Source organism: Kutzneria sp. 744 (genome assembly GCF_000568255.1).
In the GTDB taxonomy this organism is placed as follows: Bacteria; Actinomycetota; Actinomycetes; order Mycobacteriales; family Pseudonocardiaceae; genus Kutzneria.
Genome location: NZ_KK037166.1, coordinates 7659981 through 7665900 on the forward strand (window position 1 = coordinate 7659981; position 5920 = coordinate 7665900).

The window sequence follows — 5920 nt, forward strand, 5'->3', positions numbered from 1 at the left end:
GGTCGACCACCAGGGTGCGCACCCCCCGGCGCAACGCCGCCGAGGCCAGCCCCAAGGCAACCGTCGTCTTGCCGACACCGCCCTTGAGGCTCAACACCGCAACCGTATGCACACGGGCAGCCTACGGTCTCCGACAAGCCGCGCAGATCACGACACCGGCACACCCATAGACTCGGGCCCATGCGACCCGATGCCGTCCGTCTGGCGCTCGACACCGAGCTGGCCGCGGTCCGCCGCCGGCACGCCGAGCCCCCTCGCGTCGTCGACGTCGGCGGCGGCTCCGGCGTCTGGGCCGTGCCCCTGGCCGCCGCCGGCTGCCTGGTCACCGTCGTCGATCCCAGCCCGAACGCCCTGGCCACGCTCCAGCGCCGGGCCGTCGAGGCCGGTGTCGCCGACCACGTCACCGCCGTGCAGGGCGACAGCGACCTGCTGGCCGACCTCGTCCCCGCCGGCAGCGCCGACCTCGTCCTCGGCCACGGCGTCCTGGAGTTCGTCGACGACCTCCCCGCCGCCCTCTCCCAGCTCGCCGGCGCCGCCCGGTCCGGCGGCGCGGTGTCCGTCCTGGTCGCCAACCGTTACTCCGCCTTGATCAACCGCGTGCTGGCCGGCCGCCTCGTCGACGCCCGCCAGCTGCTCGACGACCCCGAGGGCCAGCTGCCCGGCGACTCCCTCAAGCGCCGCTTCGACGTCGACAGCCTCCGCTCCGCCCTCGCCGCCGCCGGCCTCGACGTCGAGCTCCTCCAGGGCTAAAGAACGTCGTCGCCGACCTAGAACCCCGGCGCCGTCCTCGACCCCGGCGCCGCCGACGCCCTCGCCCAGCTCGAGGTCGCCGCCGCCACCCAGCCCCCGCTCCGCGACGTCGCCTCCCGCCTGCACGCCCTGGCCCGCCGCCCCTGACCGTGCTCGGGCCGGCCACTGTCGGGCTGGCACTGCCCGTCACCCCACAAGCACACAGCCCGGCCACTCCATGCAACGGGCAGCCCCCACCGCTCCCAGGGGAGGCCGCCCCGAAGCCATTCTATCGCCGCGTGCCGGTAGTTGATCTTCGCGACGTGGTGCCTGTGGACTAGACGTTGTTGATCACGGCGTGCTTGTCGCCTGTGGACAATCGCCTGGTGAGAGGCGAAGTGCCCTGTGGACAGCGCCGTGATGGCCCTCAGCACCGTGACCGGCGTGCGCCCCGACATCCCGTGGTCCGCCGCCCCATGGTTCGGCGATGACCGCTTCCTCGACACCGTAAGCGCCGACGCATTGGCCGAGGCGGCCATGCGGACCATGGATTACGGCCGCGACCTCGATCCCGAGCTGCTCGGGCCTTGGTTCCACGCCATCGAGGCAGTCGCGGCTCGTAATCCGCTGCCGGAGCCGATGGCCAAGATGGCGATCATGCTCCGAGCCTGCGGTCGTACCGACGTGTCGTTGGAGCTGTGCGACCAGACCGACGCCGTGCAGCGGATCATGTTCACGGAGGTCGTGCAGGCCGGCACCTGGCGGGCCCTGGGCGATCCGGTGCGGACGGCGGCGGCCTTCGAACGCGCGCTTGCCCTGGAGCCGGACAACTGGTCGCTCTACCTCGATCTGGCCGACCTGCACGCCGAGCAGGGCGACTTCGCCGCAGCCGCCGAGTCGGTGGAGAGGGGGCTGCGCCATGCCCCGGAGGAGCCCACGCTCCGCGCGGCCGGCGCCGCCTACCGGGCCCGGCGCACCGGATCCGCCGCCGACCTCCGTGAGCTCATCGACCTTGCGCCGCAGGTGCCCAATGCCTCGTACCGGCGGGCGCTGATCGACTACGCCTGCGCTGGGCCCGGACTGCCGGACGACCTCGTCGAGGCGGCCCGCCGCCTCTGACTCCGGCGACCGCACTGCTGGCACAGCCGGCCGGCGGGTCCACAGGGGACCCGCCGGCCGGTGCGGTCAGAAGCCGGTGGTGCCGTTGGGGGTGCCCAGGCCGGTGGGGCCGTCGTAGCCGGCGACGGCGGTGCAGAGATACGTGCCGCCGCAGCTGCCGTTGGAGCCGGTGGTGACGTCGTTGAGGCCGGAGGTGTGGGCGTACGGGTAGGAGCCGGCATTGACGGAGGTGCCGGCGAGGGCGTAGACGCTGGCGATGATGGGGGAGGACAGGCTGGTGCCGCCGACCTGGACCCAGCCGTCGGCGCCCTGGGCGAGGCCGAGTGCGATGAGGAAGTCGCAGAAGGAGCTGGTGCCGCAGCTGTTGTACGTGTCGTAGATGCCGAGACCGGAGGCGGGGTCGGCGTCGGCGGAGACGTCGGCGACGGTGCGGTTGGCGCAGGCGGTGTCGTGCTGCCAGGCGGGCTTGGGCTCGATGGTCGAGCAGCCGGAGCCGGCGCCGGACCAGGCCTTCTCGGTCCAGCCGCGAGGGGTGCCGGCGGCCTTGGTGAGGGTGGTGCCGCCGACGGCGGTGACGTAGGGCGAGGAGGCGGGCCAGCTGACGCCGTAGCCGGAGTCGCCGGAGGAGGCGGTGACGGCGATGCCCGGGTGGTTGAGGTGCGCGTCGGCGGCGGTGATGGTGCCGTCCTCGGCGCCGCCGTAGCTGTTGGAGACGGCCACGACGCCGGGGGTGCTGGCGGCGGTGTCGACGGCGGTCATCAACGGGTCGGTGTCGGCGGAATTGGCCTCCACCAACAGGATGTGGCAGTCGGGACAGGTGGCGGACACGGCGTCGAGGTCGAGGCTGATCTCCTCGGCCCAGCCGAAGTCGCCGGCCGGGAGGGGGCTGGCCGCGCCGTTCTGGTTCACCTTCTTGAAGCAGCCGTTGGCCGTGGTGCACGGGGTGAGCCCGCGCTTGCTGCGGAACACGGCGAGGTCGGCCTCGGCGGTGGGGGCGTCCATGGCGTCGACGATGGCCACGGTGCGGCCGGCGGCCGACTTGCCGGCGAGGCCGTAGGCGGCCTGGATGTCGGCCGGCGCGAGGCCGACGGGGTTGGTGACGGTCATCGGGCCGGGGCCGTCGGGCGACTTGATGGCCTTGCCCAGGCAGTGGAAGCGAGCATGGCTCGTGGCGCAGCCCAGGTCGACCAGGCCACCGGACAGCAGGGGCGTGGCCTGGGCCACGGGGGCGGTGAACGCCAGGGGTAGCAGCGCGGCGGCGGCCAACGCGAGAACGGTGAGGACTCGGGAACGGCAGGGTGACATTCCGCCTCCTAGGTGACTCACGTCACGAATCGGGACTGGATCGTCCCGTGCCACCCGCACGGGTGACACTCCCCCAAACGACTGGCCGCACTCACAGTTACGACTGCCCTCGCCTGGGTCGATCAACGCGGAGTGGGCGGAAGTCGCCGGTCAGCCCGCCGACGCGAGGGCGTCCTTGATCGTTCGGGCGTCGCGGTCGAGGAGCGACCTCTCGCGCTCCTTCGACTCCGTGGTGATGTTCCAGCCGTCCCCGGCGTGGCGCACAACGGCGCAGAAGAGGCACCCCTGCTCCGCCGATGTCGTGTTCTGCGTCATTGCGCCGATGGTGCCAGGTGCTACTCAGTTGGCTGAACGTGTTTTCCTTGGGAGGGACGGAAATGCGCCGGATCACCGGTTACCGAGCCGGCCCCGGCTGGGACCCCGTCACTGGTTGGGGGAGCCCGAACGCGGCCGTGCTCGTGCCGCTGCTCGGACGGGCGGTGCGTCCGGCCGACGGGACCGCCGAATAGCTCTAACCCTGGTCGGCTTGTTTGGCCGAGCGCTCCAGCCGGTTCCGGTAGTCCTCCCACCATGCCTGGTCGCCCGGCGCCATGTTGTCGTTGTCCTCCCGCAGCCCGGCGGCGCCGTCGACGAGCTCCCGGACGATGTCGGCGTGTCCGCCGTGCCGGTTGGTCTCGGCGATCATGTGCACCAGGATCTGGTGCAGCGTCACCTCGCGCCGGTCCTCGGGCCACCAGGGAACCTGGCCGGTCGCGTCCAGCGCCAGTGCGTCGATCGTCGCGTCCGCGTGAGCCCATGACCGGTGGTACAGCCCGATGATCTCCTCGCGCGACTCGTCGGCGGTGGCCCACATGTCCGCGTTCGGCTCGGCGTCGTCGTCGAGCCAGGGCAGCGGGTGGTCGAACGGCCGTCCGAACACCTCGCCGAAGTACCCCGCTTCGGTGCTGGCCACATGTTTGACCAGCCCCAACAAGTTGGTTCCGGTCGCCGTCAGCGGGCGGCGGACGTCGTACTCCGACAGCCCGTCGAGCTTCCACAGCAGGGCTGCGCGGGCCTGCCGCAGGTAGCGATGGAGATCCGACTTCGGTCCCTGTCCGGTCATGCCGGGCAGTCTGACATCCCTCGATCAGCTGCCGGTGTCACAGCGAGAAGTGTCAGGGGGCGCGGCTAGACTCGGCGGGGTCCGAGTCGAACGTGTGAGCGAGGGGTGCGGCATGGGGCGCAGCGGAAACCTGCCCCGCGGCCTGGTGGAACGGTTCCGGGTGTCGGACACCGTCTGGCCCGACGACACCGCCTGCCCGATCCTGCACGTCGACATGGACGCCTTCTACGCGTCGGTGGAGATCCGGGAACGGCCGGAGCTCAAGGACAAACCGGTCATCGTGGGCGGCACCGGCAACCGGGGTGTGGTGTCCTCGGCCAACTACATCGCCCGCGGTTTCGGGGTGCGCTCGGCCATGCCGACCACGCGGGCCCGCCGGCTGTGCCCGCACGCGGTGTTCATCTCGCCCACCTTCGGCCTCTACACGGAGGCGTCCCGCACGGTCATGAACCTGTTCCGGGAGATCACGCCGCTGGTCGAGCCGCTCAGCCTGGACGAGGCCTTCCTCGACGTCTCCGGCGCGCTGCGCAGGCTGCGCACGACGCCGTCACGCATCGGCGCGCAGCTGCGCGTGGACGTGCTGGAGCGCACCGGCGTGGACTGCTCGGTCGGGGTGGCCTCGACCAAGTTCATCGCCAAGCTGGCCTCGGGCCTGGCCAAGCCGGACGGCATGGTGGTGGTGCCCAAGGAGCAGACGCTGGAGTTCCTGCACCCGCTGCCGGTGTCGGCCCTGTGGGGAGTCGGCGGCCGCACGGCGGAAGCGTTGGAGCGCATCGACTTGCAGACTGTCGGCGACGTGGCGGCGGCCCCGGTGGCCCGGCTGCGGCGCGTGGTCGGCAACGCGGCGGCCGAGCACCTGTACACGCTGGCCAACGGCTTCGACGCCCGGCCGGTGGTGCCGGGCTCGGCGGAGAAGTCGATCGGCGCGGAGGAGACCTTCGAGGTCGACCACCACGACCGGGAGCTGCTCAAGCGGGAGCTGCTGCACCTGGCCGAGCGGACGGCGGTCTCGTTGCGGGCCCGCGGCCTGCGGGGTCGGACCGTGTCGATCAAGGTGCGGTTCGAGGACTTCACCACGATCACCCGGTCGAAAACCCTCCCGGTGGCCACCGATGTCACCCGAGAGGTCTATCAAGCGGCCGTGAAACTGCTCGTCGAGAACGTTCCGTATGGTGCCGTTCGGCTGATCGGTGTACGCGTCGAGCAATTGGCGCAGGCGTCCGAGATCGGCGAACAACTGTTCATCGACGCCCCCGAACGGGGCTGGCGGGAAGCGGACCAGGCCGCCGACTCGGCACGTTCCCGATTCGGCGGCGCGGCCGTGCGCCCAGCCTCATTGCTGGGGCGAACAACTCGTCAAGACCCGGGGTGAATTGGCGGCTTATTCGTAGGGCGTGCCGATGGCGGGCGCCGCCGCACCGGTCGTCTGGTGCGGGGTTGCCGCGCCGGCGACAGCGCCGGCACCAGCGAAGACAGCGAGCGCGAGCGCCACGACGGCCAGGGTGAAGCGCATTGTTCCTCCGCGATGATTACGCATCAGTACACAGGTGGTGCGCGATTCGACACCCAGGGTGGCAGTCGTCGGGATGCGCCCTAACCAGCGGCGAATGAACAATGGGCAGCAAATACCCCACGTTCACCTTGAATGGTTCCCGTAAACAGAAA

7 protein-coding genes and 1 pseudogene are annotated in these 5920 nt (G+C 71.2%); 3 read left to right on the top strand and 5 right to left on the bottom strand.

Annotated features, from left to right (window positions below):
- A partial coding sequence (locus KUTG_RS56930) for a ParA family protein (protein ID WP_157495674.1) occupies window positions 1-112 on the bottom strand: 112 nt, incomplete at its 3' end.
- Between the two features lie 68 nt (window positions 113-180).
- On the opposite strand from KUTG_RS56930, the pseudogene KUTG_RS35285 reads away from it, so the two are divergent.
- Window positions 181-897, top strand: a pseudogene (locus KUTG_RS35285) (class I SAM-dependent methyltransferase).
- Window positions 898-1134: 237 nt separating this feature from the next.
- Window positions 1135-1848, top strand: coding sequence for a tetratricopeptide repeat protein (locus tag KUTG_RS35290; RefSeq protein ID WP_052395758.1), 714 nt, complete (start codon window positions 1135-1137; stop codon window positions 1846-1848).
- 66 nt (window positions 1849-1914) lie between these two features.
- On the opposite strand, the gene KUTG_RS35295 is transcribed toward KUTG_RS35290, so the two are convergent.
- The 3 genes from KUTG_RS35295 to KUTG_RS35300 all read right to left on the bottom strand — a co-directional run bounded on the left by KUTG_RS35295 (window position 1915) and on the right by KUTG_RS35300 (window position 4255).
- Window positions 1915-3153, bottom strand: a complete 1239-nt coding sequence (locus tag KUTG_RS35295; protein ID WP_043723045.1) for a S53 family peptidase — start codon at window positions 3151-3153, stop codon at window positions 1915-1917.
- A gap of 150 nt (window positions 3154-3303) precedes the next feature.
- Window positions 3304-3468: a hypothetical protein gene (locus KUTG_RS59300; RefSeq protein WP_157494970.1), complete on the bottom strand. Its 165-nt coding sequence runs from the start codon at window positions 3466-3468 to the stop codon at window positions 3304-3306.
- A gap of 196 nt (window positions 3469-3664) precedes the next feature.
- A complete protein-coding gene (locus tag KUTG_RS35300; RefSeq protein ID WP_043723046.1) occupies window positions 3665-4255 on the bottom strand; it encodes a DinB family protein in 591 nt (196 codons plus the stop codon).
- Between the two features lie 112 nt (window positions 4256-4367).
- Here KUTG_RS35300 and KUTG_RS35305 point away from each other — a divergent pair, with 112 nt between their 5' ends.
- The gene (locus KUTG_RS35305; protein WP_084580138.1) at window positions 4368-5627 is read left to right on the top strand and encodes a DNA polymerase IV; all 1260 of its coding nucleotides are present in this window, start codon (window positions 4368-4370) and stop codon (window positions 5625-5627) included.
- 9 nt (window positions 5628-5636) lie between these two features.
- Here KUTG_RS35305 and KUTG_RS65420 read toward each other — a convergent pair whose 3' ends face one another.
- A complete protein-coding gene (locus tag KUTG_RS65420; RefSeq protein WP_255360954.1) occupies window positions 5637-5768 on the bottom strand; it encodes a hypothetical protein in 132 nt (43 codons plus the stop codon).
- Window positions 5769-5920: the final 152 nt, after the last annotated feature.